Below are 23,890 nucleotides of genomic sequence, written 5' to 3' on the forward strand. Positions count from 1 at the left end.
ACTAGGTAATACCGGATTCAAAAAGACAGTTTACAAAACCCAAAACCCCAGAGGCTGTCTTTTTGAATCCAGAGCACTCCCTTCCAAGGGGCGGTATCGCCCTCCGCTACGCGGATAACTTCGGTCGGGTTGATTCGTTACCATTCGGTAACGAATCAACCAAATCTGGTATAATTGGTGTTTCAGCCCAAGGAGTCGTCACTTCCCGGGGTTGTCTCCAGCCGAGGAGCTCGAGCGCAGGGAGTCGTGGCTGTGAAGCCAAGTGCGCAGCTGCTCGAGGGGCATGGGCCGGGCGAAGTGATAGCCCTGAGCCAGGGCACAACCCTCAGCCCGCAGCCACTCCACCTGCTCGGCGGTCTCCACCCCCTCGGCCACGCACTCCAAGCCCAGGTTCCTGGCCAGGAAGAAGACGCCGCGCAGGATGGCCTGGTCCTGAGGATGGCTTCCGATCCCCTGTACGAAGCTGCGGTCGACCTTGAGGTGGTCGAGCGGAAAGCTCCGCAGGTACGTCAGCGAGGAGTAGCCGGTGCCAAAGTCGTCCACCGCCACCCATACCCCCAGCGCTCTGAGCCGCTCCAGCACTGGCTGGGCAGTACGGGGATCAGCCAGGGTACGCTCGGTGATCTCCAGCACCAGCTTGTCCGGGGCGGTCGTGGTTTGCTCCAGGCTCTCCTGCAGGAAGCGCACAAACCCCGGCTCGCGAAAGCTCTGGGGGGCGAGGTTGACTGCCACCCATCCCGGCAGGCTCCTGGCCTGCTCGAGCACCTCCCGCAGTACATAGCGGTCGAGCTCGCGGATAAGGCCGCGTTCCTCGGCCAGGGGGATGAAGACCTCGGGGGAAATGAAGCCCCGGGTGGGATGCAGCCAGCGCACCAGGGCTTCCACCCCCGCGACCTGCCCGCTGCGTAGGTCCAGCACCGGCTGGTAGTGCAGGGTGAGTTCCCCTTCGGCTAGCGCCCGGCGCAGCTCTTCCTCCAGAACCATATGTTCGCGGGCCTGGCGGGCGGCCTCGGGGTCAAACAGAGCCACCCGGCAGTCCTCGCTTCGGGCTCGCTGCATGGCAGCGTAGGCCGCCGAGAGCAGCCCCTCCAGGTCGAGGGCGTTCTTGGGATAGCAGGCGATGCCCACGCTGGGGGTGAGGTGGACGGGCCGGTCCCCCAGGAACAAGGGGGCCTCCAGGGCTCTTTGCAGCCGCCGGGCCAGGCGCAATACCCCGGTGGGAGCGGCGTTTTGCGCTACCAGGGCAAACTCCCCTCCCCCGCAGGAGGCCAGGTAGTCCTGCTCGCGGGTAACCCGCCGCAAGCGCTCCCCCACCTGGCGCAATAGCCGGTCCACCCGGCCCTGGCCCAGCGCCTCGCGCAAAGAGGCAAAGCCCTCCAGCCCCAGCCACAAGACTGCTACCCCCCAACCCTGGCGGTGCGCCAGGGCCAGTATCCTGGCCCCTTCCTGGAGCAGCGCCGCGCGGTTGGGCAGTTCGGTCACCGGATCGTGGTAGGTCAGGCGCTCGAGGCTATGCTGTAACCGCTGCTGGGCGCTCAGGTCGCGCAGGGTTAGCTGGATGGCCGCCTGGCCCGCGTACCACACCCTCGCCCCGCTGACCTCGGCCGTGACGGGTGTACCGTCGCGGCGGCGCCACCTCACCTCCACCAGTTCGGCCCCTGGCCGTCCCGCCCCCGGGTACTCGCTGCTTTCGCGCGGCGATAGGAGAGTCTCCACGTGCGTAGGCACCAGGGGCAGGCTTTCAGGCCCCACCAGGCTCCGCACCGAGCACCCCAGCAATTCCTTAGGGTGCCGGGCCCCCAACATGCGTCCGGCCTCCGGATTGGCATAGAGGATGCGCTCCCCGTCGTGCACCAGCACCCCTACAGGAGCCATCTCCACCAGGCTGCGGTAGCGCTCCTCGCTGGCTTCCAGCCTTTCCACCAGTCCCCGCACCCAGCCGCTGGCCGCCCCCAGCAGCAGTCCCACGTAGAAGCCGGGCCCTTTGAGGGTCATCAGTACCGGCTCCCCTACCTGGCTGAACAGCCATACGTGCAAAGGAAAGTTCACTGCCGCCAGCACCAGCCCTCCCCTCATCCCCAGCAGCCAACCGGCCAACCCCACCCAGACCGCGCTGAGGGCCGCGACCCCCAAGCCCATACGAGGGAAAAGCACCAGGAACAAGACAACATAGGTAGCGATAGCGAGCGCAACCCACCCAAGCTGCCGGTAGGGGAAGCCAGGATACGGGAACAATCGGACTTTGTTCACAATATCGCAGTGTAAAACTGCTTGCAGGTAATAGCTGTGCTGGATAACCTTCCGGCCAGACCTTGCCGTTCAGAGCATCCTAGAGATCCAGGCAGAAAGTGCTGCTGCGAAAGCGAGGATGAATTTCCTAGCTGTTGGTCCGGATGCCACTTCCGCTATTCTACATTCCAATTAGACTGTAAGCGATCATGAGCAAATCTGCCCCTCGCGAGCACAGTCAAAAACAACTACATCTAAGCCTGCGGGCGCAGCCTTTCGAGATTCCTCCCCTGTGGGATGCCCTCCTGATCGGCCGCCGGGCTCCCATCGGCCCAGAGGCGGCTCGGCGGATGGCCGAAAGCCTATCCCCCGGCCAGTACGAACTGATCCCTCTGGAGGGGTCGGTCATCGAGGCCTGCCTGGTGCGCAAGAAGCTGCTGCAGCTGGTGGAAGCGGAAAGCCTGGTGCAGCTCCTGCTGGAGGAGTGCGCACAGATGCTCGATGAGGAAACGGTGATCCGGGTGCACCTGGACCCGGAGTTGCAGGCCAGGCGCACCCTACGGTTAAGGTAAAATCTATCCAGCGTATGCAGCGCCGTGTTGTCGATGCCATGACCCGGGATCCCCGGGTGGTAGAAGGTGAGCTAAGCGTGGCCGAGGCGGCCCGCCTGATGAACCAGTACCGGGTGGGTGGCCTGCCGGTGGTGGTGGGGGGGCGGCTGGTGGGCTTGTTGACCTCCCGGGACGTGCGGGCGGCCCACCCCAACCGCCTGGTACTGGACGCCATGCGCAAGGACCCCCTAACCATCTCCCCCGAGGCCAGCCTCTTCGAGGCCTTCGAGCGGATGCAGCAGGTAGGGGTGGAGCGGCTGCTGGTGGTGGAGGAGGAGAAATTGGTGGGGGTGCTGACCAAGGGTACGCTTCTGTACGCCCTGGGCGCCAGCCAAGATCCCCTGACCGGGCTGGCCCGCGCCGACCTGCTGCGGCACACCCTCGAAGGGTATCTGCAGGGAGGGTTGGATCCCACGTTGATCTTTGCTGACCTGGACGGATTCGGCGCCCTAAACAAAGCCCATGGCCACGTGGCGGCGGACCGGGCCCTGCGGGCGCTAGGCCAGCTGCTGGGGAACTTTGCCCGCACCCACGGCGGGGAAGCTTTCCGCTACGCCGGTGACGAGTTCGTGCTGCTATTCCCCCGTCCCCGCAGCGAGGTGCTACCGCTATTGGAAGAGCTTCGACGAGAGGTGGGTACGCTGAAGGTGGAGGGCCTGCCGCCGCTGTCCTTTTCCCTGGGCATATCTGGGGGACAGCGCCACTCGGGTCGGGTGCCAGAGAACCCGGCGGCCACTGCTGACGACCTGATCAACCTGGCCAGCCAGGCCTCCACTAAAGCCAAGGGAAGCGCCAAAGGCTGGGTCCAGGTGGCTGGGAAGCCAGATCTCTAGGACCACGGTCCGTAATTTGAAATCCTCTCCGCCCTGAAGGGCAGAGCTGCTTTGCTGCATCTGCCGCACAACGGGTTAATTTCCTTCAACTGCAACCACGTAGCTCGAGCCCTGCTTCACCAGCAGCCCCAAGCGCTCCAGTCGCCGGAGCCTGTCCCCTGCGGAACTCTTGGCGATTCCGAGCACCCGGCTGACGCTCGAGGGGCCCACAGGCCCTGCCGCCGCCAGGCGCAGCACCTCCCGATCAACCTCGGAGAGGGGGAAATCTGGCCCCCTTGAGGGAGCCTCGTGCCCTTCCTGGGTGGGTAAGGTCACTGGCCTGACCTCAAGGTGTTTCTCGGGAGCTGCGTGAGCAGTCAGTTTCGGCAAGGGCTCATCTCCCGCCCGGTGAACAGGCCCGCTAGGGCTCTGTCTCAACAGGGGATCGTCCGTCTTCCTGACCGCGCGGACTTCCTGCCTTACCTGGCTGATCCTGGTCTCCACAGCCTCCGCCGAAACAAACGCCTGAAGTGTTTGCTCGGGAAATGCGCCGTGCAGTTGGGCTGCCTCAAGGTGTTCCCCTACCGGGGAAGCAGCGACTACCGACGCGCGAGCGGGCTGTGTGGCGGCTTCTCCACGCAGGTCAGTGTCCCCAGCCCGCTCAATCCGAGCCTCGTACATGCTGGAGAAGTTGCCCCAGAACACCACGAAGGCCCCGATCAGGCTGCCCCAGAAGGCCCACGGGGAGTGAATGACTACATACGCAAAGCTCATATAGAAGGTCGCAACCTCTACCGCAAGGGCCAGCGCCAGGGCGTACACCAACACGCCGAAGGCCGCCCCGACCGCGCCGGTCAGGTCTCCACGGAGGAAGAAGTCCCCCACCACACGCCCCGTGATGAGCCCGACCACCGGCAGGGCCAGGGCCGCGATAACCGAGAGCAGGGCCGCTTTCCAGTGCATGACACCATGTTACAGAGCATATGGAATATAGTGCGCCTTCCTGATGCCGCGAGAATCCAGGAGGGGCCCTATCGCCGAAACTCCCAACAGTCCCAACATTCCCAACAAGGGCATAAATAACGAGTCCTGAACGGCATTCTTAGTGTTGGGAATTTTTGTTTTTTTCAGAAGGGAATTCCCAACATTCCCAACGCCTTCCCTCCTCCGAGGAAGAGGGTTGACCGATGCGGTCAACTATTAGTACCGCCGGGTGGCCATGTCCGCCCTCTCGGCCATCCTCCGGGAGGATATGTAGAAGGTCCTCTTCGCTAGCGTCAGCTGCTAGAGGGTGTTAGGCACATTGGGACATGAGATTGACGAAACGGGACATAGGGGGTGCGCGCAGCGCATACCGGCTTTGCCGGTAACCTGGAGCGGGATGGCGAAAGCCAGGAAGTGCAGGCCCGCCAAGGTTTGTGGCAGACGTTCGTAATCCCTGGCGAGCCGTCGGAACCTCGCCACCCAGCCGAACGAACGCTCTACCACCCACCTTCTGGGTAGCAATACGAAGCCCTTCCTGACCTGGGGCAGTTTGACCACTTCCAGGTGGATACCTTGCGCCTGAGCATCCTGTCGGGCTCGCTCGCCGGTGTAGCCCGCATCCACGTAAGCCAGCTCGACGTTTTGCTGGGTGGCCTGCTGCACGGCCTGGGCTAACTCAGTCATCTGAGCCCGGTCTTGCTCGTCGGCTGGGGTGACGTGTAACGCCAACAGGTGTCCCAGTGAAGGGCCATCGGCCCCCGGCTAGTGCCGGTACTTAAGGGTGTCTACCGCCACGTGCACCTTACTGCCCTTCCGACGTTTAGCGCCATCGTATCCCGCTCGCCCACCACTTTCAGGGCTGGATTGCAGGGTACGGCTGTCGAAGATGGCGGCGGAGGGTTGAGCCCTCCTGCCTTCAGCCAACCGCAACAACACCCTCAGGTCCTGCACGATGGCCTCGAACACGCCCCGGGTACGGGCTTTGCCCGTATCGCGCAAGCGACTCCGCCCCGCTGTCAGCCAGCGCTGGGTTTGCTGGTATACCACCTCCCAAGGGGGTAAATCCCCTGGCATCATCCTCCACGCGGCTCCGGCACGGACTATCCAGCGCAAATCGTCGAACACGTCCCGTAGGGCGTATTCCCTTTGGGGTGCGTCCTCGCGCATCAGCCTCAGGTAGGGGGCCACGAACAGCCACTCCTCGTCGCTCACGTCGCTCGGATACCGCTTCCGGCTCATCCCTCCAGCTTAGCCCTAAAGTTCATAACACCCTCTAGTGGCTGGCGTGCAAAATCTTAGAACCGGCAAAGTGATCGAGGAGGCGCTGCCGTGCTAGGACTGCATCTCCAGCCTTGACGGCCTCTAGAATCCCCCTGTGGTTTTCGTACTGCGAGCGTATCTCCTCGCGGGTCATGCTCTTGACCTGTTCACCATAACCGCGCAGCGCAATCCAGAAGACCTCGAGGATCTTGTCTAAGGTGGTGTTGCCCAGGCTGCGGTAGAGGATGAGGTGAAACCGTTCATCCAGTTCCTCGGCGGGTTTTCCCGCATCGGCATACTCTTTCCACTGGTGGATGATGTTCTCTAACTCATCTATGTCAGCTGGGCTCAGGCGGGGGATCGCTTCACTGATGACTGCAGATTCCAACCAGATCCGCAAGTGCAGGACCTCAGCCAGCATGTTCGGGTTTAGCCGCAAATTGAAACTGAGTATCTCGGTGATGGCGTCAAAGTTAGTCGCACGCACGTAGAGCCCCTCGCCCCGCCGAACCTCGATCAACCCGAGGGACTGAAGGGCCTTGACAGCTTCCCGCACCGAGCTGCGGCTGACCCCCAACTCTTCTACGAGCTGGGACTCAGGGGGTAAGGGGCTTCCCGGCTGGAGGTTGTGGGCGATGATGTGCTCCTTGATGTAATTGCGCACGGCTTCGCTGATGACGGGCTGTCGTAAAGACTTAACGGGCAGAGGCCCCCTCGTAGATTCCTGTTGTGGTTGTGGTTTGGCCTTACCCAGCGATCGGCTCTTCATCACGACCTCTCATCAGACATCTTACAGGTCAATGGGTTTGCTCCACCCGTGCACTGGCTCATCGTAGTGGGTGCCTTTTCGCCGCCTTCTCGCCTGTTTGCTCCGCCCGTGCACCGGCTCATCCCCTCTTTCTGGTCTAAGTTCTGGCGTGGACGGGGGTTCCCTGCTTGGCATCCCGGCGTCTGTTGACAAAAACCATTGGTCCATTTAGCCTACATGTCAGACATCTGTAGTCTGACAAGCGAGGGCAGAGTGTTCAAGCGTCAGCCGGTTTACTTGCGCGCACAGGATGCGATCAAAAGCTATATTGAGCAGCATCGGCTGGAGCCGGGCGCTCCGTTGCCTTCGGAGGCTATGCTGGCTCAGGAACTGGGTACGAGCCGGGCCAGTCTGCGGGAGGGGATCAAGAGCCTCGAGGCCTTGGGCATTGTCGAAGTTCGCCGCGGTGAGGGACTGTTCGTCAAGGCGTTTTCTTTTGACTCGATCTTCAACAACCTCCCATATAGCTTTGCGGTGGATGGACGCTCGTTGCGCGAACTGACCCAGGTGCGCAGTGCCCTCGAGGAGGGCCTGATGTGGATGGTGGCTGAATGCGTCGATGAGGGCACCATCCAGCGACTGGAAAAGATCGTTCATGAAATGGGAGTCCGAGCCAACCAGGGGGAGTCGTTTGAAGCACACGACCGGACCTTTCACCGTGAGTTGTACGCCCCGCTGGGCAATCCCTTCGTCGTTCGATTAGTAGATCTGTTCTGGGAGATCTTCCACCGCCTGCACGGGGAGGAAACTCTGAAGAAAAAGGCCCTGCTTCGCTCAGTCATGGAGCACCGGGCCATCGTGGAAACCCTCAAGCAGCGCGATGGCTGGGCAGCCGCCGTGGCCATGCGCCAGCACTTTGCGGACATCCGTAAACGGGTGAGCTGAATAACCAATAACCGTGGTTCGGAAGAGGAGGAGCGCTATGAGAAGAAGCCGGATGGTCGCTTGGTTTCTGGGGCTGCTGTCGTTGTTCTCCCTGGGCTTGACCCAGGCGGGGCAGAAGGTTCTGGTGGGGGCTTTTGACGTGGGGCCGGGTGGTGCGCCAGGTCTTTTCAACCCCCTCACCAACACTGCGGGCTTCACCTGGCTCAACAAGTACTTCTCCACCCTTGTGCTCTACGACGTGAACTTTCAGTTCCTCCAGGGCGACTTGGCCAAGTCCTGGACGGTCTCACCCGATGGGCTGAAATACACTTTCAAGCTGCGCGATGGGGTGACTTGGCACGACGGCAAGCCCTTTACATCCAAGGATGTCAAATTCACCTTGGGTACCATCCGCCATCCCGATGTGGCCAGCTTCTTTTCGGCCAAGCTCGAGATGATCAAGGGCATCGAAACCCCCGATGCTACGACCGTGGTGCTCAACCTGAGCCGCCCCAACGCAGCTTTGCTCGACGCCCTGACCCAGGTGATGATTCTGCCCGAGCATCACCTGGCCAGCATCGCCCCTAAAGACCTGCGCACCAGCTCCTGGTGGAGTACCAACCCCGTGGGCACCGGCCCCTTCAAGTGGAGCAAATACGTACCCGACCAATATGTCGAACTGGTGGCTTTTGACAACTACTGGCGCGGACGCCCCAGGCTGGACAAGCTGGTCAACCGCTACTTCAAGGAGGCCGGGAGCGCGGTGCTGGCCCTGCGCTCGGGGGACATCCAGTTCACCTACGTGAGCCTGGACGAGGCCAAGGGTCTTAGAAACGACAGCAACGTGCGCATCATCGAAGGTCCCTCACAGGTGCTCAACTACATCGGCTTCAATAACAAAGATTCCCGCTTCAAGGACGTTCGGGTGCGCCAGGCGTTCATGTACGCCATCGACCGCAACACCATCGTCCAGCAGCTCTTTGCGGGCGGAGCGGACGTGGTGCCCTGCATCTACAACAACAGCCGCTTTATTCCCGGGAACGGTCTGGTTGACTATACCTATAACCCTGCCAAGGCTCGACAGCTTTTGGCGGAGGCAGGTTGGGACCGGATCAAGGGTGAGCCCATCGAGTTCTTGTACTACTATCAGGACCAACTCTCCGCCGACGTGATGGTCACGCTCCAGCAGATGCTGGCCCAGGTGGGGATCGAGGTAAGGCCGCGCAGGGTTGACGTGCCAACCTACAACCAGATAACCAGCACGGAGAATTTCGCCCTGGTCTACGCTGGTGCGGGTAATGGTCCCGACCCTGATGCGCTCATCGTCAACTTCGATTCCGGCTCGGTGCCCCCCAAAGGCAACAACCGTATGCGCATCAGCAACCCAGAGATTGACAAGCTCTTTGTTCAGGGACAGGCCATCAGTTCAGCCAGCGCCCGGGCCAAGGTCTACCAGGAGTTGTGCCGCATCACCAACCAAACCCTACCCTGGGCCCCGCTGTGGGTCACGAAGCGCTTCGGCGCGGTGAGCCGCAACGTGGTGGGCTTCGTCTGGACTCCGGCTCCCGGTGGAGGCCGCTACTACGACGCCGCCGAGAAGTGGGATGTGCTGCCCAAGCGCTAAGGCATAGAGGCATCAGGGGGTGGTATGGGGCAATACGTCGTCAAGCGCCTGTTGGTGAGTATCCCGGTGCTGCTGATAATCTCGGCGGCCATCTTCACCATGCTGCAAATGGTGCCTGGCGATCCCCTGGACGCCTACATTCCCCCCGACCTTGCCCTGACCCAGGAACAGCGTGAGGAAATCCGCCGTCAGTTGGGCCTGGACAAGCCGCTGGTGGTGCAGTACCTGTATTGGTTAGGTAACGCACTTCAGGGCAACCTCGGCTACCGCACTAAGAACCAGCAACCGGTCTGGAGCGAGATCAAACAGCGCATCGGCCCGACCCTATCCCTGATGGGTCTGGGGATGGGGTTGGGCATTGTGCTAGGGGTACTGTTTGGGGTGATCGCGGCCATCCGGCGTTACTCCGTGCTGGATCAAGTGCTCACCGTGGGCGCCTTCCTGGGTATCAGCACGCCCCCCTTCCTGGCGGGGCTGTTGGGGCTTTACTTCTTCGCCCTCAAGTGGAAACTTTTCCCTTCGGGAGGATATTCCACTCCCGGTCAGCCGGTCGTGCCCTTGGATGTGCTGCACCATCTGGTCTTGCCCGCACTCATCCTCTCGCTCTTCTACATCGCCATCATCATGCGCTATACCCGCTCCTCGGTGCTCGAGGTACTGGGCCAGGACTACGTGCGCACCGCGCGGGCCAAGGGCTTGGCTGAAGTGGTCACCACCCGCAAGCACGTTCTGCGCAACGCGCTGATCCCAGTCGTGACCGTGGTTGGGGCCAACTTCGCCAACCTGGTGGGCGGTGCGGTCTTCCTGGAGAGCATCTACTCCTGGCCGGGGATGGGGCAGTTGTATCTCGACGGTGTGGAGTCGCGGGATTATCCCCTCATCATGGGCCTGACCCTGGTGCTGGCCTCGGTGATTCTGCTGGCCAACCTGCTCACCGATCTGCTGTATGGGTGGATCGACCCCCGCATCCGCTACGACTGAGGCGCTGGACGCTGGAGGATGACATGACCGCAATGATCCGTAAAACCAAGACCCGCTCTACTGGTTCGCGAGCCTTCAAGCGCTTCCTGCGCCACCGGCTGGCGATGGTGGGGGTGGCGATCATGGCGGTGCTGACGCTGCTGGCAGTGTTCGCCCCCGTGATCGCTCCCTATAAGCCCGAGCAGATCGACCTCCTCAACCGCAATCAACCTCCCAACCTCCGGCACTGGCTGGGTACCGATCAGACCGGGCGCGACGTCTTCAGCCGCACCATCTACGCCGGGCGGGTTTCGTTGTTGGTCGGCGTGGCCGCCGTAGCCATCTCGTTGCTCATCGGCACCACCCTGGGCGCTCTGGCCGGTTACTTTGGCGGAATCACCGACGGCCTCATCATGCGTTTTGTGGACATGGTGATGACCTTCCCCAGCATCATCGTGCTGCTGGCACTGGCGGCGATCATTGGGCCGGGGCTGGACAAGACCATCTTCATCATCGGCCTGCTCAACTGGCCCCTGGTCTGCCGGCTGGTGAGGGCCAAACTCCTGTCCCTGCGTGAACAAGACTTCGTGTCGGCAGCGGTTGCCATGGGCGCCCGCCCGAGCCGCATCATCCTGCGCCACCTGCTGCCGAACACCGTGGATGTGCTAGTGGTGTACGCCACCTTGGGGGTGGCCAGCGCGATCTTGCTGGAGGCCGGGCTTTCCTTCCTGGGTCTGGGGGTACAGCCTCCCACCGCCACCTGGGGCAACCTAATCAACGTGGCCCGCAACGTGAGCATCCTCGAGCAGTACCCCTGGCAATGGATGCCCGCCGGTGCGGCGATCGTGCTGGCGGTGCTGGCGATTAACTTTATTGGCGACGGCCTGCGCGATGCCTTGGATCCCCGCATGCCCAGTTAGCGAGGTAAGAGTGTGAGTGTGAGTGTGAATCATTCATTGGCTGATCTGCACGGGGTGGTACCGCCGGTCGTCACTCCCCTTACCGAGGATTTCCAAGTCGACCAGGAATCGCTGGAGCGATTGGTCAAGCACCTGCTCGATGGGGGAGTGCACGGGCTATTTGCCCTGGGCTCGACCAGTGAGACCGTGTTTTTGACCCCACAGCAGCGGGCTGAGGTGCTGGAGGTGATTACCAGCACGGTCAGGGGGCGGGTTCCGGTGATCGCCGGGGTCATCGACATGACCACCGCCCTTTGCATCCAGCACGGCCTCGAGGCCAAACGTTTCGGCGTAGATGGCCTGGTGCTCACCGCGCCCTTTTACACCCGCACCTCGCAAGGCGAAATCATGGAGCACTTCCGCCTGGTGCGCCGGGCCGTTGACTTGCCCGTCCTGGCCTACGACATCCCAGTATGCGTGCATACCAAACTCGCCCACGAGACGCTGGCGACGCTGGCCAGGGAGGGTACCATCGTGGGCTTGAAGGACTCCTCCGGCAACGACGCCGCTTTTCGAGGATTGTTGCTGGAAATGAGCCACAAGCCCGACTTCCGCATGTTCACCGGCTCCGAACTCACCGTGGACGCAGCCTTGCTGATGGGGGCACATGGCGTGGTGCCGGGGCTGGGCAACGTAGACCCGCACGGCTATCGCAGGCTCTATGACCTGTGCCGTGCCGGAAACTGGAGCGAGGCCCGCAAAGAACAAGGGCGGCTGCTGAAGCTCTTTGCCATCGTGAATGCCTGCAGCATCCCCGGAATCAGCGCCGGGGGCAACGCAATGGGGGGTTTCAAGACCGCTCTAATGTTGCGGGGCATCATCAAGACCAATGTGGTAGGTCGCCCGCAAATCCGCTACGACGAGGCGGGGGTTCAAAGGGTTCGACAGATTTTGGAGGAAGCGGGATTCCTGGTGACGGCATAGCTCGGTGTCCAAAGCGAAAGGGGGAACGGGATTGACTAAACCTTCTGTTTTGTGCGTAGTTTTGGCAGCATCTCCATCGCTTCTATCGCTGCGTGCCCGGCTAGCTACTCCTGCTCCCTGAGTGGGAGTAGATACCGCGCGGCGCTCGATCCTTCCTCCTCCTGGGTTCGAGTGCCGCGCTTTTTGGAGGGATGATGCGTGTTGCGCTAATTGGTGTAAGTCACTGGCACGCCCCGATGCACGCCCAGGGGTTTGCCAGGGCTGGGGCAGAGGTTGTTGGCGTGAGCGACCCCGATCCGAAGGCGGCTGAAGCCTTGGCTGAGCAGATCGGGGTGCGGGCGTTTACTGATCACCGCGAGCTGCTCCGCTTCACCCGACCCGAGTTCGCCGTCGTGATGGGAACACCCCTGCAAATGCCGCGCTATGCCATGGATGTGCTCAAGGCCAATTTGCCATTTGCCGTCGAGAAACCACTGGGAATCGAAGCAAGGGCCCTCGAGCCGATCCTGGACTGCGCGAACCAGAAGAACCTGTTCGTGGCTGTGGCTTTTGCCAACCGCTACAGCGGGGTGTGGGATGTGCTAAAGCGATCCAGCAAGGCTAACCACATGCACTTTCGCATTCTCAACGGCTGGCCCGAGCGCTACGAGCGCGAGGGGGTAGGCTGGGTGCTCGAGCCGCACATCGGTGGAGGCGGCGCCCTGAGAAACCTGGGAATTCACGGGGTGGATGCTTTTTGTGCCCTGGCAGCCGGTGAAGCCGTCGAGGTGGTGAGCTGCGTCCTGAGCTCGCGGATGCACCGGCGAAAGGTCGAGGACTTCGCCGCCCTGACCCTCCGTACCCCCTCCGGGCTGGTGGGAACCCTTGAGGCCGGCTACACCTTCGCCACCCTGGCTGCTGGGGGCGACTACGAGTTTCGAGTAGCAACCAGCGACACCTATATTTTGGAGCTGGCCGATAGTCTCGAGGTCAACACCCTGGGCGGCAAGACCATGTACCCAACAGTGCCAACCGCCTCGAGATACAGCGCTTTTGCCAAAGACGTGCTGGAGCGGCTCAAAACCGAGCAAACCCCCAGAGCAGGCCTGGAGGATTTGCACAAAGCCATGCAGGTGATTGACCAAGCCTACAGGGTGGCGGTTTGGGTTTGAGGAGCAGATATGTTTGGAGTGGGCATTATCGGAGCAGGGTGGTTCGGCAGCGAACATGCCAAAGCCCTTTCGAGTGTCGCTGAAGCCCGGCTGGTGGCGGTGTGTGGGGCGAAGCTGGAGTCGGCCCAGGCCTTCGCGCAGCGCTATGGAGGCCGGGCCTTCTCGGCGCCCGAAGAGCTGTTGGCTGACCCTGAAGTTGACGTCGTGCTCATTGCCACCCCCCACCACCTGCACGCCGATCTGGCCATCCAGGCGGCCCAGCGTGGGAAGCACATTTTGCTGGAAAAGCCCATGGCCCCTAGCCTCGAGGAGTGCGATCGAATCCTGGCTGCTGTGCACCAAGCGGGGGTCAAGCTAATGCTGGGGCATCTTTCCCACTTTGAACGCCCCTTCGTCCGGGCCAAGGAAATCCTGCAAAGCGGCGAGTTAGGCGAGCCCGTCTTGGGTCACAGCACCTTCGCCAAGTTCTGGATGGAGCACAACCGCCGCCCCTGGCACCTGGATCGCGGCACCGGAGGGGGCATGATGCTCACCGCAGGCATTCACGGCCTGGATCGGCTGATGTGGTTGATAGGCTCAAGGGTCAGCAGTGTCGCCGCTCAGTTTGGCACACACTTTCATGCCCAGCAGGCTGATGACACCGGAGCGCTGTTCTTGCGGTTTACCAGCGGAGCGGCAGGTACCCTCAGCAGCGTTGGCTACGCCCAGGGAGCCCCCAGTTTCGCACTCGAGATCACCGCGACCCGTGGGCGTTTACACGTCGACCCTACTCGAGGGGTATTCGTCGGGCGTAACCAGGTCTGGCGCGAGGTACCCGATTCGCTGGAAACCCAATGGCCCCAGAAGCCCTTGATCGCCGAATGGAACAGCTTTATCCAGGCCATCCAAAACAACCAGGAGCCGGCAGTGGGCGGAAGCTACGCCCGGCACCTGATGCAAGTGATCTTTTCCGCGGAGGAGTCCTCCAAGACTCGGCGGGAAATCGTCCTCGAGGCGCGGTCATGAATCATCGCCTACCAGGGCAGCGGGGAGCTGCGGGGGCGGGGGGTGAGGCCGGTGGTCACCGAGCGCTCCAGTCAGGCTTCGACCTCGTCGCCGGACATCTTGGGGAAGATGGGGAAGATTCGTACCCGCACCGTGCTTCCTGACCGCCCGAGGCCTTTGCCATCGGCGGTCGCTCGAGGTGCGCAGGGATGATCGGTGGGCTGGGCATTTCCATACACGCAGGCTCTAGGCGGCAAAGAGTTCGCACAAGACCCCTACAGCGAACTCTCCTGGCTAAACTGAGGGGCAAATGGAACCCGCCACCCCCCTCAAGCTGGCCGAAGTGCGCGGTAAAAAAGCGAAGGCGAACTCCGAACTCGAGGCCCTCATTGCTGAGACCGCCAAACTTTGGCGTAAGGCCCACCTGGACTATGACCAGAGCAAGTACGTGGTCGAGCGGGTGCGCCGCCTGCTGGAACTCGCCCCTCCTCCCAAGCGCCGCCGGGTGGTGGAGCGGCTCTCGCGGGAAGAGGTGGAGCGGCTCCTCGAGGCCGCCTACCGGCTCAACCCGAGGAAGCCGGTCTACGGGCTGATGCTCAAGACCCTCTTCTACACCGGCTGCCGGGTGAGCGAGTTCGTCTTTCTGCGGGCCCAGGACCTCCACCTTGACGGGGAGGCCCCCCACATCTACGTCCACAAGGCCAAGAAGGACTCGGTGCGCTACGTGCCCCTTTTACCCGCGCTGGCCCAGGAGCTGCGGCTGCACCTGGCCGGGCGGACGCGGGGTTACCTTTTCGAGTCCAACCGCCACGACCGCTACTCGCAAAGGGCCATCCAGAAACTGATCCAGCAGGCCGCCGCCGAGGCCCGCATCGAGAAGCGGGTGTATCCTCACCTACTGCGGCACTCGGTGGCGCAGATCCTCCTCGACCGGGGGATGCCCCTCGAGCAGCTACAGAGGTTCCTGGGCCACAAAGACCTCAAGACCACCCAGGTCTACGCCGAAAGCTCCCTGGCCCATGTGGGGGAGAGCTATCGGCGGGTGCTGGGTGGGACGAGTGGCTGAGTGTGTTAATGCCCATAGACATATCGGTTTATCCGTGTTAAGGTTACGCCGTAATGGCTAACGTCGGCACCGCAATCGAGTGGACCGATGCCACCTGGAACCCTACTACCGGCTGCAACAAGGTCAGCCCAGGGTGTAAGCATTGCTATGCCGAGCGCATCACCGAGCGCTTCTCCCAGCATTTCCCCCAGGGATTTCGCTTCACCCTGCACCCTGAGCGCTTACGCGAACCCTATCGCTGGAAGAAGCCGCGCCGGGTCTTCGTGAACTCGATGAGCGATCTCTTCCACGAGCAGATGCCCATTTCCTTTCTACTGGAGATTTTCCAGGTGATGCGTGAGACCCCGCAGCACACCTACCAGATCCTCACCAAACGCCACACGCGCCTGCTGGAGCTCGACCCCCTGATCGAGTGGCCAGAGAACGTCTGGATGGGGGTCTCGGTGGAGAACCAGAAGTACGCGGTACGGGTGGATTTCCTTCGTCAGACCGGGGCCAGGGTCAAGTTTCTCTCCTGCGAGCCTTTGTTGGGGCCCCTCGAGTTAGACCTGCGCGGTATCCACTGGGTCATCGTAGGGGGGGAGAGCGGTCCCGATCACCGCCCCGTAGACCCCACCTGGGTACGCTCCCTTCGAGATCAATGCCAGCGAGCTGGAATACCCTTCTTCTTCAAGCAATGGGGCGGCAGAACGCCGAAGAGTGGGGGCAGGTTGTTGGATGGCCGCACCTGGGACGAGTTTCCTCAGACTGACTCACTCACCGAACGGCAAGCCCGGTTGAGCGAAATTGGTCTCGATGCTATTGAAAACACTATTCGCGATCCGCAGAGCGATTTTGTTCTTTGAGTGGAAGGCCAGGACATGCATCGGCGCGTTCTTGCGGTTCCTGGCTACAGTCACCAGTTCGGTTCCATCCAGTCCTAGTTCCCTCATCCGCTCGCGGTAAGCCTCGGTAAAGGCCTCAAACCAGGACTGCCCTGGCTTTCGTCTTATGTCTCGCCAGGAGGTATCCCCAAAAAATTCATCCAAAATGTGGGGGTTTTTGCCCCTGTTTCGGACAGCCCCGCTACTGCTAAGCAGGATAAAGATATCCGCCTTTTCCCGCCCGGCGATTTTTTCGACTGTAGACCACCTGAGTTCGAGGCCAAAGGGATCCAGAAAGAACAGCGTGGGTGCTTTTGGGTGAATCTGCTGCAAGATATCGTCCACACGAAGGTTGAAGTCGCCCCGGTAGAGGTGGACACCGCGAAGGCTAGGGTCGCGCTCCCGGAGATTTCGCTCGAGTTCAGTGTACGAGCGGCGGCCTTTTTCCACGAAAAAGAAGCTGGTGAACTCGGGATGTTGGATGGCCAGCAGAGGCGATCCTTCGACCAGGCTGCCATCTGTTTGCTGGTTATACCCTGGCCCGGCGAACCCATCTACGTAGTGACGAGAACGCGCTTTCTGGGTAGCCTTTACGAACGCGGGAAAATATTTTTTCAGAAACTCCAGCTTCTTCAAGGTCCAAGGATGGGCCTTGGGATATTCCATGAGCTTCAGGATAGCAAAGCCCGGACGCGCCCTCAGCGGTACTTGCACATCGTCATTGGTTTTATTCCTGTGATGCCTAAAGCCAGGACAATCGGAGGACTTACCGGATGAGCTGGTGGGCCTCGAGGTCGCGCTTGATGTCCTTGGCGATTTCTGGGGCGTCGCGGTAGTCCCTGAGCTGGATGTTGTCGTGCTTGAGGGCTTCCTCGAGGTTGCGTATCTGGGATGTCGGCTGGCTGGGCCTGTAGACCAGCGCCACGAACTGTGCGTCCCGGACTTCCGTGTCCGATTCCCAGGCGTCGCGGGCGGTCTGGCGGTACGCGTTGACCGCCGTTTTGATGGCTCGCTCATGCCCTACGAAGGAGATGGCCTGGAAGCAGTGCCACACATCGTTCTTGTACGCCAAATCTACCGTAGGCTCCGTCAAAAGGGGCAGACGCCAGTCCTCCTTAAGTCCCAAGGAGAAAAGCCTGAACTGGTCGAACACCTCGTGGACCTTCTTGCGGATCAGCGTACGGGTGACCGTTCTGGGTTCTGGCCGGGGCTGCTGATCCCCCACGTAGTCCCTAAAGAGCTGAGCGAGTGTGGCCGCCGGGTCGCCCGTGACCGCCGTCCGCAGCGGGCTGAAGCGGATGTTGTTGCAGTAAACCTGCTGGAGCAGGGCCATGCCCTCACGGGTGAGTTGGCCGTCAGGGGATGCCTTCTTGCCTAGTAGGTCGTCCACGCGCCGCTGGGCGATGATGTTGCGGAGCTTGGTGAGGGCGTGCCGAACGAAAAGGCCGTCGCCGCCGAGGGCCTTGGCACGGCTACCCTCGCTGAAGTGGTCCACGATGTGAATGCCCTGGAAACCTGCATCAGGGCAGATCAGCACCACCCCGACGTTTACGAACTCCTCACGGGGTACGTCGGGCAAGTACCGAATCACCATGTAGGTTGCCTGCATCCGTTTCATCACCACCACTCCTGCTTCTGGAGCCGTTGCTCGAGGTAGGCGGGGAGGTTCCGGGCTTTGGTGTACACATAGTCTACCAAAGCCTCGCGCTCGCGGGGTGAAATTCCCCACTCCGACGGAATTGTCCCCACGAAGGACTCGAGCCGAGGGCGGCTCAACTCCGACAGTTTACCAAGGTAGGATGAAAAGTCCGTGGCGGGGTTGACCGTCCGGAGGAGTCTGTCCAAGCCCTCTCCATACGGGAGCGGGTCATCCAGCGGCGGAAAGCTCGTATCCAGCAGGTTGCCCAGCTCCCACATCCCGCCCCCGAAGGCCAAGCCGAGGTCGATCAAGACCAAGCGTCGCCGCCCGCGCCGTTCGAGCAGGAGGTTGGGGTTGGCCGCGGTGCGGTCCCAGTTCCCGAGCAGTAGGTCCAGCACCACCACACCCGCGAGCATTCGGGGGTTCGCCAGCTCGAGGGTGGTGAGATCGTCCGCGGTGGGGTGTTCCGCCGACGGGAGCCACCGTGAGTAGAAGGCCAGGCCCGGCAGGAAGGTGAAGTGATACCCGTCCGGGCTAGTCACCTCGAGCTTCCCGTCGTCGGGCAGTACCTCCGCCTCGATCTCCACAACCCCGCACTCGGGATGTTCCAGGCCCAGCACATCGGCCACCTGGAACCCGATCAGCTCGTTGGCGAGGGCCTTGGGGCCGTGATCGGACTGCGCGAACTTGACCAGGCAGTCACCCAGCCCCTCCACGCTGAAAATCTGCGGCAGGGTGGCCCCGCGCCCCACCGGGCCCTTGTGAGCGATGGCCTTCGGGTAGCTCACCGCGCCACCCCGGGCCGCCGAAGGCGGTGGGTCATGCCGTGCTCTGTCAGCAAGTTGACTCGAGAGGAGGTGGGCTCGCGTGGCATCGTCGGTTCGGTGCAGGGCGTGTGTGCTTCAAGTATAAAGCCCGCGGTGCGCCACCCGGTGCGGGATGGCCTCGAGCTAGTTATGATTGACTCTACGTTATGGCACCCGACAAGCTTCTCCTCACCACGCCGAACCCGATCGAGGAGCGCCTCGAGGCCCTCCGCGAACTCTTCCCTGAGGCCTTCAAGGAGGGGAGGCTCGACCTGGAGACCTTCAAGCTGCTGCTCGGCGAGAGGGTGGAAACGGGGCGGGAGCGCTACGGGCTGTCATGGGCCGGGAAGTCCGAGGCCATCCGCGCGGTGCAAATCCCCAGCAGCGGGACCCTGCGGCCCAGGCGGGATCAGTCCGTAGGCTTCGACACCAGCGAGAACGTGATCATCGAGGGGGACAACCTCGAGGTGCTCAAGCTGCTGCAACAGGCGTACCACGGCAAGGTCAAGCTGATCTACATTGACCCCCCGTACAACACCGGCAATGACTTCGTATACCCCGACGACTTCCGGGAGGGCGTCCGGCAGTACCTTCGCTTCACCGGGCAACTCTCCGAGGATGGGGTCAGGCTGACCACCGCACCCGAAGAAGGAGGACGAATCCACAGCAGGTGGCTGTCCATGATGTACCCCCGGCTGCAACTCGCCCGAAGCCTCCTGCGGGACGACGGGGTGATTTTCGTCAGCATTGACGACCACGAGCTGCACAACCTCCGGGCGATCATGGACGAGATTTTCGGGGAGGAGAACTTCCTCGCCACCGTTCTTTGGCAGAAAAAGTATGCCCCCTCGAATGACACCACCGATTTTTCCTACACCCATGACTATCTGCTCTCCTACGTGAAGTCTCGCCGGTTCAACGAGCAAGGGAAAGCCGTGGCGACGCTCAAACGAATGGAGCGCACGGAAGAGCAGAACCGGCTTTATAAAAACCCTGACAATGACCCCAGAGGGCCGTGGATGTCGGATAACTACACCTGTAACAAAACTTCCGAGCAGCGGCCCAACCTTTACTATCCGATCATTCATCCCAAGACCGGCAAGGAGATATGGCCGAGCCGAACTGCCGTTTGGCGCTACAGCAGAGAAAGGCACGAACAAAATGTTAGAGAAGGCCGTGTCTGGTGGGGGCTGAACCAAGAAAATGAAACACCCCGCTATAAGCGCTACTTGAGTGAGGTTGCAGGGGTAGTGGCCGATACTTGGTGGGAGCATACCGACGTCGGGCACACCGACGAAGCGAAGAAAGAATTCAAGGCGTTGTTCGGGGAGGACGCCGACGCCTTCGATACGCCCAAGCCGGTGAGGTTGCTCAAGCGGCTGCTTCAGCTCTCTACCGAGCCCGATGCCGGGGATATCGTCCTTGATTTCTTCGCGGGGTCAGGCACGCTGGGTCAGGCCGTGCTGGAGATGAACCAGGAGGATCGGGGCAACCGGAGGTTCGTCCTCGTCCAGCTACCCGAACCCACCCGCAACCCCAACTATCCGACCATCAGCAGCGTGACTCGAGGCCGGGTGCAAAAAGCGGCGGAGCGCATCAGGTCGGGGGAGGAAAAATCAGCAGTCCGGCTCTTGGAGCCGGACGGCCAGGACTTGGGCTTCAGGGTCTTCAGCCTGGATACCAGCAACTTCAAGCTCTGGGACGGCGAGGCCGAGGACATCCAGGGCCAGCTCGAGGCGCTCGTGGATAACCTCGTCGAGGGGCGCAGCCAGGAGGACGTGCTCTTCGAGCTGTTGCTCAAGGCCGGTCTGCCCCTTTCCTCGAAGATTCAGAAGAAGGAGCTCGAGGGGCAAAAGGTGTACTCGGTGGCGGAGGGGCAGTTGCTGGTCTGCCTCGAGCGGCCCATCCGGGCCGAGACCCTGCGGGCGGTGATGGCCCTGGAGCCTAAGCCCCTTCAGGTGGTGTGCCTGGACGTGGCCTTCTCGGGCGACGACGCGCTCAAGACCAACATCGCCCTGGAGATGCGGGACCGGGGCATCCGCTTCCGCACGGTGTAAACATGAAGATCAAGTTCGAGAGCGACCAGGAGTACCAGCTCGAGGCCATCCGGGCGGTGACGGGGGTGTTTGAGGGGCAGCCCTTGGGCGAGGGGCTCTACACCCTGAGCATGGAGTCCGACGAACTCTACGGCATCGCCGCCTACGCTAACCAACTGCTGCTCAGCCCGGAGGCTGTGCTGGGGAACGTCCGCCGGGTGCAAGAAGCCAACGGGCTGCCCCTGAGCGAGCGGCTCGAGGCCATCGAGATCCCCGATGGCGGCATCGCGCTCAACTTCTCGGTGGAGATGGAGACCGGGACCGGCAAGACCTACGTCTACCTCCGCACCATCTACGAGCTGCACCGCCTCTACGGCTTCAAGAAGTTCATCGTCGCCGTGCCCAGCGTCGCCATCCGGGAGGGGGTGCTCTCGAACCTGCGCCTCACCAAGGAGCACTTCGGCGCCCTCTACGGCAACGTGCCGGTGGATTATTGGGTCTACGACTCCAAGCAGGTCTCGCGGCTGCGCTCCTTCGCCACCGAGAGCACCCTGCAAATCCTCATCATCAACATCGACGCCTTCAACAAGCCGGGCAACAACGTGATCTTTCTCCCCAACGACCGGCTCTCGGGCTTCCGCCCCATCGAGTTCATCCGGGCGGCGCGCCCGATCGTCATCGTGGACGAGCCGCAGAACTTCGAGAGCGACCTGGCGAAACGGGCCTTGGCAAGCCTGAACCCCCTCTGCACGCTGCGTTACTCGGCCACCCACCGCAACCCCTACAACCTGCTGTACCGGCTCGACCCGGTACGGGCCTACGACCTCGGGCTGGTCAAGCAGATCGAGGTGACGTCGGTGCTCGAGGAGGAGAACTTCAACGTTCCCTACCTGAAGCTGAAGGAGGTCAAGGCCACCAAAAGCAGCATCAGCGCGAAAGCAGAGCTCGACGTTTGGGACGGGAGCGCCACCAAGCGCAAATCCGTGACCCTCAAGCAGGGCTCCGACCTCTACGAGCTGTCGGGGGGGCGGGAGCTGTACCGGGGCTACGTGGTGGACGAGATCGACGCGGGCTTCAAGTACGTGAGTTTCGCCAATGGGGTGCGTTTGAAGGAGGGGCAGGAGCAGGGGGTGGGCGCCGACGCGCTCATGCGGGCACAGATCCGCGAAACCGTGCGGGAACACCTGAACAAGGAACTCGCCGTCGCGCGGTTGCCGGAGGGCCAGCGCCTCAAGGTGCTGTCCCTGTTCTTCATTGACCGGGTGGCCAACTACCGGGGCGAAAGTGAAGCCGCACCAGCGGCCCGGCAAAGCCGGTACTCAGACGCCAAGTTCCGGCGCTGGTTCGAGGAGGCCTACCTCGAGCTTTCCGCGCTCCCGGCCTACGCCTCCTTGAACCTTCCCCCGGTGGAGCAGGTGCACGGGGGCTACTTCGCCGAGGACAGGACGGGATGGAAGGACACCTCGGGCAACACCCAGGCCGACGAGGAGGCCTACGAGAAGATCATGCGCGATAAGGAGCGGCTTTTGTCGCTGGAGGAGCCCTTGCGCTTCATCTTCAGCCACTCGGCCTTGCGCGAGGGCTGGGACAACCCCAACGTGTTCCAGATCTGCACGCTCAACGAGACCCGCTCCGAGGTCAAGAAACGCCAGGAGATCGGGCGGGGCCTGCGCCTGCCGGTGCGCGAGAACGGGGAACGCTCGTTTGACGCCCGGGTCAACCGGCTGACCGTCATCGCCAACGAGAGCTACAGGGACTTCGCCAAGGCCCTGCAGACCGAGATCGAGGAAGAGACCGGCCTTGACTTTGGGCAGGAGCGCATCAAAAACAGCCGCGAGCGGCGCACCCTCAAGCTCAAGAAGGGCTGGGAGCTCAATGAGGACTTCCGCGCGCTCTGGGAACGGATCAAGCACCACACCCGCTACCGGGTGGAGTTCGACACCGAGGACCTGGTGCAGCGGGCCGCCAAGGCCATCCGGGAGATGCCGAAGGTCGAGCGCCCGCGTTACCGCATCGAGAAGGGGCGCATCATCCGGCTTGGCAAAGACCTCGAGACCGAACTCGCCAGGGTCAACACCGAAGACCTGGACTTCCGCCCCGCCGTCCCCGATCTGCTGGCCTACCTCCAGCGCGAGACCGAGCTGACCCGCGGCACCCTGGCCCGCATCCTCAAGGAGTCGGGGCGGCTGGCAGATGCCAAGGTGAACCCCCAGCAGTTCATCGACTTGGCCCTGGCTGCTGTCAGGAACACCCTCGAGGAGCTGATGGTGGAGGGCATCAAGTACGAACGGCTCGAGGGACAGGCCTACGACATGATGCTCTTCGAGAGCAAGGAACTCATCGGCTATCTGGACAAAATCGTCGAGGTGAGCAATTCCATCTACGACGGGGTGATCTTCCAGTCGGAGGTCGAGCGGGGCTTCGCCGAAGCCCTGGACAGGCGCGAGGACGTGAAGCTCTTCGTCAAGCTGCCCGACTGGTTCGAGGTGGACACCCCGCTGGGCAAGTACCGCCCCGACTGGGCCGTGGTCATGGTGGACGGTGAGCAGGAGAAGCTCTACTTCATCTGCGAGACCAAGGGCAGCAAGGACGTGACCAAGCTGCGCGTCAGCGAGCGCCTCAAGATCGAGAGCGGCAGGGCCCATTTCCGGGCGCTCGAGGTCCCTTACGTCGTGGAGACCTCCGCGGCCGAGCTGAGCCCTGAGCGCGTCCGATCGAGCTGCCAAGGTAGCGAATGACACCTGCCCGTCCCGGCTGACCGTGTTTGGCACGGAAAACAGGCCGGGGTGGTGGGCCCTTAGCCTTTCCGCGCATTCTCCCCCTCCGCGGTGAGCCGGATGACCTCGGGCAGGGGCTTGCCCTCGGCCACAGCCTTAGGGAGCCCCTTCAACCGGTCCAGCACCTTGAAGGGGATATAGCGGTGCTCCCCCTCCACGACCACCCTGGGGTAGCCGTAAAGCTCCCGCCCGATCCCCCAGGCGGTGGCGGCCCGCTTCAGCGCCCCCGAGATGCCGCCTTTGAAGGGCTCCATGTCGCTGGCCCCGCTCCCGTCCTGCTTCTCCACCCACTCCCCGGTCTCGGGGTTCCGGATGGCGATGCTGGCGATGACCCCGTGCTCGTTGCCCACCTGGGCCGGGGTGTAGCGCACGCTCCAGCCAAAGGGGCCAAAGGCCCGGTCAAGGCGGGTCATGACCGCCCTCGCGTCGATGTAGGGAGCGATGGTGGTGCTCCCGTTCTTGACCGCGATGACCTTCCACTCGATCTCCTCAGCGGTGAGGGGTGCGGTGAGGATGCCGATCTTGTCCATGTT

The 23,890-nt window shown here is 62.2% G+C and carries 20 protein-coding genes and 1 pseudogene; 13 read left to right on the forward strand and 8 right to left on the reverse strand.

Annotated elements, in window-relative coordinates; translation table 11 throughout:
- Nucleotides 1–198: 198 nt before the first annotated feature.
- Nucleotides 199–2,139 carry a putative bifunctional diguanylate cyclase/phosphodiesterase gene (locus tag B047_RS16065; protein WP_018465360.1) on the reverse strand — a complete coding sequence of 647 codons (1,941 nt, stop codon included), beginning with the start codon at nt 2,137–2,139 and terminating at the stop codon, nt 199–201.
- A 299-nt stretch (nt 2,140–2,438) separates the two neighbouring features.
- On the opposite strand from B047_RS16065, the gene B047_RS0102360 reads away from it, so the two are divergent.
- On the forward strand, nt 2,439–2,801 hold the full coding sequence (locus B047_RS0102360) for a hypothetical protein (RefSeq protein WP_018465361.1): 363 nt from the start codon (nt 2,439–2,441) through the stop codon (nt 2,799–2,801).
- 14 nt (nt 2,802–2,815) lie between these two features.
- Nucleotides 2,816–3,673, forward strand: coding sequence for a GGDEF domain-containing protein (locus B047_RS0102365; protein WP_018465362.1), 858 nt, complete (start codon nt 2,816–2,818; stop codon nt 3,671–3,673).
- A gap of 75 nt (nt 3,674–3,748) precedes the next feature.
- On the opposite strand, the gene B047_RS0102370 is transcribed toward B047_RS0102365, so the two are convergent.
- From B047_RS0102370 to B047_RS0102380, 3 genes and pseudogenes are all read right to left on the reverse strand, one after another.
- Complete coding sequence (locus B047_RS0102370; protein ID WP_018465363.1) at nt 3,749–4,615, reverse strand: hypothetical protein; 867 nt, start codon at nt 4,613–4,615, stop codon at nt 3,749–3,751.
- A 321-nt stretch (nt 4,616–4,936) separates the two neighbouring features.
- Nucleotides 4,937–5,875 (reverse strand): annotated as a pseudogene (locus B047_RS16070) (IS5 family transposase).
- Nucleotides 5,876–5,909: 34 nt separating this feature from the next.
- Entirely contained in the window at nt 5,910–6,560 is a 651-nt protein-coding gene (locus B047_RS0102380; protein WP_169336584.1) for a FadR/GntR family transcriptional regulator, read from the reverse strand.
- 357 nt (nt 6,561–6,917) lie between these two features.
- Here B047_RS0102380 and B047_RS0102385 point away from each other — a divergent pair, with 357 nt between their 5' ends.
- From B047_RS0102385 to B047_RS0102425, 9 genes are all read left to right on the forward strand, one after another.
- The gene (locus tag B047_RS0102385; RefSeq protein ID WP_040779052.1) at nt 6,918–7,589 is read left to right on the forward strand and encodes a FadR/GntR family transcriptional regulator; all 672 of its coding nucleotides are present in this window, start codon (nt 6,918–6,920) and stop codon (nt 7,587–7,589) included.
- 37 nt (nt 7,590–7,626) lie between these two features.
- Nucleotides 7,627–9,192 (forward strand): ABC transporter substrate-binding protein, encoded by a 1,566-nt coding sequence (locus B047_RS0102390; RefSeq protein ID WP_026234509.1) that lies wholly within the window; start codon nt 7,627–7,629, stop codon nt 9,190–9,192.
- A 24-nt stretch (nt 9,193–9,216) separates the two neighbouring features.
- Complete coding sequence (locus B047_RS0102395; protein WP_018465369.1) at nt 9,217–10,173, forward strand: ABC transporter permease; 957 nt, start codon at nt 9,217–9,219, stop codon at nt 10,171–10,173.
- A 23-nt stretch (nt 10,174–10,196) separates the two neighbouring features.
- Nucleotides 10,197–11,072: an oligopeptide ABC transporter permease gene (opp4C, locus tag B047_RS0102400; protein ID WP_211209117.1), complete on the forward strand. Its 876-nt coding sequence runs from the start codon at nt 10,197–10,199 to the stop codon at nt 11,070–11,072.
- Between the two features lie 24 nt (nt 11,073–11,096).
- Nucleotides 11,097–12,035, forward strand: coding sequence for a dihydrodipicolinate synthase family protein (locus B047_RS0102405; RefSeq protein WP_211209118.1), 939 nt, complete (start codon nt 11,097–11,099; stop codon nt 12,033–12,035).
- A 194-nt stretch (nt 12,036–12,229) separates the two neighbouring features.
- Nucleotides 12,230–13,186, forward strand: a complete 957-nt coding sequence (locus B047_RS0102410) for a Gfo/Idh/MocA family protein (RefSeq protein WP_026234512.1) — start codon at nt 12,230–12,232, stop codon at nt 13,184–13,186.
- A 9-nt stretch (nt 13,187–13,195) separates the two neighbouring features.
- A complete protein-coding gene (locus tag B047_RS0102415; RefSeq protein WP_018465373.1) occupies nt 13,196–14,191 on the forward strand; it encodes a Gfo/Idh/MocA family protein in 996 nt (331 codons plus the stop codon).
- 289 nt (nt 14,192–14,480) lie between these two features.
- Nucleotides 14,481–15,236, forward strand: a complete 756-nt coding sequence (locus B047_RS0102420) for a tyrosine-type recombinase/integrase (protein ID WP_018465374.1) — start codon at nt 14,481–14,483, stop codon at nt 15,234–15,236.
- 53 nt (nt 15,237–15,289) lie between these two features.
- Entirely contained in the window at nt 15,290–16,081 is a 792-nt protein-coding gene (locus B047_RS0102425) for a DUF5131 family protein (protein ID WP_018465375.1), read from the forward strand.
- Here the strand turns inward: B047_RS0102425 and B047_RS17415 are convergent.
- The 3 genes from B047_RS17415 to B047_RS0102440 form a co-directional block, all read right to left on the reverse strand.
- Nucleotides 15,989–16,765, reverse strand: a complete 777-nt coding sequence (locus tag B047_RS17415) for a three-Cys-motif partner protein TcmP (protein WP_084784914.1) — start codon at nt 16,763–16,765, stop codon at nt 15,989–15,991. The two genes, B047_RS0102425 and B047_RS17415, sit on opposite strands and share 93 nt — an antisense overlap.
- 100 nt (nt 16,766–16,865) lie before the next feature.
- A complete protein-coding gene (locus B047_RS0102435; RefSeq protein WP_157205784.1) occupies nt 16,866–17,717 on the reverse strand; it encodes a DUF3037 domain-containing protein in 852 nt (283 codons plus the stop codon).
- Nucleotides 17,717–18,526, reverse strand: a complete 810-nt coding sequence (locus B047_RS0102440; RefSeq protein WP_018465378.1) for a HipA family kinase — start codon at nt 18,524–18,526, stop codon at nt 17,717–17,719. Before B047_RS0102440 ends, B047_RS0102435 begins: the two co-directional genes overlap by 1 nt.
- Nucleotides 18,527–18,711: 185 nt before the next feature.
- On the opposite strand from B047_RS0102440, the gene B047_RS0102445 reads away from it, so the two are divergent.
- Nucleotides 18,712–20,601 (forward strand): site-specific DNA-methyltransferase, encoded by a 1,890-nt coding sequence (locus B047_RS0102445; RefSeq protein WP_018465379.1) that lies wholly within the window; start codon nt 18,712–18,714, stop codon nt 20,599–20,601.
- Nucleotides 20,602–20,603: 2 nt separating this feature from the next.
- The gene (locus B047_RS0102450) at nt 20,604–23,318 is read left to right on the forward strand and encodes a restriction endonuclease (protein ID WP_018465380.1); all 2,715 of its coding nucleotides are present in this window, start codon (nt 20,604–20,606) and stop codon (nt 23,316–23,318) included.
- 59 nt (nt 23,319–23,377) lie between these two features.
- Here the strand turns inward: B047_RS0102450 and B047_RS0102455 are convergent, their stop codons facing one another.
- A complete protein-coding gene (locus B047_RS0102455) occupies nt 23,378–23,887 on the reverse strand; it encodes a Rad52/Rad22 family DNA repair protein (protein ID WP_018465381.1) in 510 nt (169 codons plus the stop codon).
- Between the last annotated feature and the right edge of the window lie 3 nt (nt 23,888–23,890).

The sequence above is a fragment of the Calidithermus timidus DSM 17022 genome (assembly GCF_000373205.1).
GTDB classification, from domain to species: Bacteria; Deinococcota; Deinococci; order Deinococcales; family Thermaceae; genus Calidithermus; species Calidithermus timidus.

What these genes read in the sequence shown, in the direction of transcription:
- B047_RS16065 (WP_018465360.1), bottom strand. Translation starts at nt 2,139, where the DNA reads ATGGGCTTGGGGGTCGCGGCCCTCAGCGCGGTCTGGGTGGGGTTGGCC.
- B047_RS0102360 (WP_018465361.1), top strand. Translation starts at nt 2,439, where the DNA reads ATGAGCAAATCTGCCCCTCGCGAGCACAGTCAAAAACAACTACATCTA.
- B047_RS0102365 (WP_018465362.1), top strand. Translation starts at nt 2,816, where the DNA reads ATGCAGCGCCGTGTTGTCGATGCCATGACCCGGGATCCCCGGGTGGTA.
- B047_RS0102370 (WP_018465363.1), bottom strand. Translation starts at nt 4,615, where the DNA reads ATGCACTGGAAAGCGGCCCTGCTCTCGGTTATCGCGGCCCTGGCCCTG.
- B047_RS0102390 (WP_026234509.1), top strand. Translation starts at nt 7,627, where the DNA reads ATGAGAAGAAGCCGGATGGTCGCTTGGTTTCTGGGGCTGCTGTCGTTG.
- B047_RS0102395 (WP_018465369.1), top strand. Translation starts at nt 9,217, where the DNA reads ATGGGGCAATACGTCGTCAAGCGCCTGTTGGTGAGTATCCCGGTGCTG.
- opp4C (WP_211209117.1), top strand. Translation starts at nt 10,197, where the DNA reads ATGACCGCAATGATCCGTAAAACCAAGACCCGCTCTACTGGTTCGCGA.
- B047_RS0102410 (WP_026234512.1), top strand. Translation starts at nt 12,230, where the DNA reads ATGCGTGTTGCGCTAATTGGTGTAAGTCACTGGCACGCCCCGATGCAC.
- B047_RS0102415 (WP_018465373.1), top strand. Translation starts at nt 13,196, where the DNA reads ATGTTTGGAGTGGGCATTATCGGAGCAGGGTGGTTCGGCAGCGAACAT.
- B047_RS0102420 (WP_018465374.1), top strand. Translation starts at nt 14,481, where the DNA reads ATGGAACCCGCCACCCCCCTCAAGCTGGCCGAAGTGCGCGGTAAAAAA.
- B047_RS0102425 (WP_018465375.1), top strand. Translation starts at nt 15,290, where the DNA reads ATGGCTAACGTCGGCACCGCAATCGAGTGGACCGATGCCACCTGGAAC.
- B047_RS17415 (WP_084784914.1), bottom strand. Translation starts at nt 16,765, where the DNA reads ATGGAATATCCCAAGGCCCATCCTTGGACCTTGAAGAAGCTGGAGTTT.
- B047_RS0102435 (WP_157205784.1), bottom strand. Translation starts at nt 17,717, where the DNA reads ATGAAACGGATGCAGGCAACCTACATGGTGATTCGGTACTTGCCCGAC.
- B047_RS0102445 (WP_018465379.1), top strand. Translation starts at nt 18,712, where the DNA reads ATGGCACCCGACAAGCTTCTCCTCACCACGCCGAACCCGATCGAGGAG.
- B047_RS0102450 (WP_018465380.1), top strand. Translation starts at nt 20,604, where the DNA reads ATGAAGATCAAGTTCGAGAGCGACCAGGAGTACCAGCTCGAGGCCATC.
- B047_RS0102455 (WP_018465381.1), bottom strand. Translation starts at nt 23,887, where the DNA reads ATGGACAAGATCGGCATCCTCACCGCACCCCTCACCGCTGAGGAGATC.